A 1935-nucleotide genomic window follows, 5' to 3' on the forward strand; every position below is an offset into this window, starting at 1 on the left:
CCCTCCCCCCGAGCTCCCTGTACGCCGCGGCGGCCCTGCGAGCGGGCTGCCCCTACGTCAACTTCACCCCCTCGACCGGACTGCACCACCCTTCGCTGCGACGGCACGCGGAATCCTCCGGCCTTCCCCACGCGGGCCGCGACGGCAAGACCGGCCAGACCCTGCTCCGCTCCGTCCTGGGCCCGATGTTCACCCAGCGCGCCCTGACGGTCCGGGCCTGGTCCGGCACGAACCTCCTGGGCGGCGGCGACGGAGCCTCCCTCGCCGATCCGGCGGCCGCCGCGGCGAAGAACGCCGGCAAGGAGCGGGTCCTGGCCGACACCCTCGGCACCACCCCCGAGGGGGAGGTGCACATCGACGACGTCCCCGCCCTCGGCGACTGGAAGACCGCCTGGGACCCGTATGACCCTCCAGACCACCTGGCAGGGCTGCGACTCGGCGCTGGCCGCCCCCCTCGTCCTGGACCTGGCACGCCTGACCGCCTGCGCCCAGGAGCGGGGTCTGTCCGGACCGCTCGGCGAGCTGGCCTTCTACTTCAAGGACCCGGTGGGGCAGGCGCCTTCGGGGCTGGGGGAGCAGTACATGGAGCTGGTGAGGTTCGCGGAACGGCTCCGGGCCGAGCCCGCCCCGGACGGGGCGCGGGAGGGCGTCGACGTCCCGGGACCGGTCGGCGGCCGTACGGGGGAGGAGCAGCGGTGAGGACCGACAGGGCAGCGACGGGCGCTCCGCCCGAGAGGACGGCGGTGGCCGAGCCCATGATCCCCCTCAACCCGGTCCCGCCGCATGAGGTTTCCCGACAACCCGCACCACCGCCTCCCACACCCCGCCACCGGCGCCGTGCCCGCGCCCGTGCCTGGGCCGAACTCCTGCGCCTGCCCGCCCTGTTCACCGTCCCCGGCGACGCCCTCGCCGGAGCGGCGGCGGCCTCCGCACGCCCAACCCCCCGCACCCTCCTCGCCATCGCCTCCTCCCTCTGCCTCTACGAGGCCGGCATGGCCCTCAACGACTGGGCCGACCGCGACGTGGACGCCGTGGAACGCCCCCACCGCCCCCTCCCTTCCGGACGTATCCAGCCCTCTGCGGCCCTCGGCGCGGCCTGCGCCCTCACCGGCGCGGGCCTCACCCTGGCGGCATGCGCGGGCCGCCCCGCCCTCACCGTCGCGGTGCCCCTCGCGGCCACGGTCTGGGCGTACGACCTGGGCCTGAAGAACACCCCGGCAGGACCGCTCGCCATGGCGACAGCACGAGGCCTGGACCTGCTGCTCGGCGCGGCGGCGACAGCGGGGGAAGGGACCGAGAGCCGCGGCGGCGGGGCGGGTGCCCTGCGCCGGAATACCGTCGGGGCCGTCGTGGAGCGGACGGCCGGAGCGGTCGGCCTGCGCCGGAAGGCCGGCCAGGGCATCGTGGGGCGGACATCCGGTCGGCGCGGCGGAGCCGGTGTGCGGGCTTCGGCTGCTGTCGTGCGGCCTTCGGCTGCCGTCGCCGACGCGGTCCGGGCGGTGCCGGGGGCGGCAGCCGCAGCCGACCTCCTGCCGGGCAGCCGACGTAATCGGCCGTCTGCCGTTCTCCCCGGCGTCCGTGAGACGTCTCCCGCCGCCACTTCTCCCGGTATCCGCGAGGCGCTGCCCTCCGCCGCTCTCCTCGGTGCCCACACCCTCGCGGTCACGTCGGTGTCCCGCGGGGAGGCCCAAGGCGGCTCACCCCTGGCCCCCTTCGCGGCGCTCGCCGTGACCGCAGCCCTGACGCGGACGGTGGCCCGACAACGTTCGCTCCCCTCGACTCGGACCGACGACAGCCGACATGCCCACGGTGCGCGCGGCCTGGCGCCCCTTGCGGAGCGGGCCGCCCCGGCCCCGTCCCGGCTGACACGCCCTTGGCGCCCACCCGGCCCCCGCTCCCAGCCCTTCGACCCGCACGCGGCCCTGCGCCTCGCCC

General features: G+C 76.6%; 1 protein-coding gene and 1 pseudogene. Both read left to right on the forward strand.

What is annotated here, in order from left to right; genetic code table 11:
• Nucleotides 1-699, forward strand: a pseudogene (locus AOJ26_RS41040) (inositol-3-phosphate synthase); the annotation flags it as partial.
• The coding region (locus AOJ26_RS43260) for a UbiA family prenyltransferase (RefSeq protein ID WP_420713325.1) at nt 696-1935 on the forward strand (1240 nt) is incomplete at its 3' end. The pseudogene AOJ26_RS41040 and the gene AOJ26_RS43260, both read left to right, overlap by 4 nt.

The sequence above is a fragment of the Streptomyces sp. NRRL B-24085 genome (assembly GCF_001282115.1).
In the GTDB taxonomy this organism is placed as follows: Bacteria; Actinomycetota; Actinomycetes; order Streptomycetales; family Streptomycetaceae; genus Streptomyces.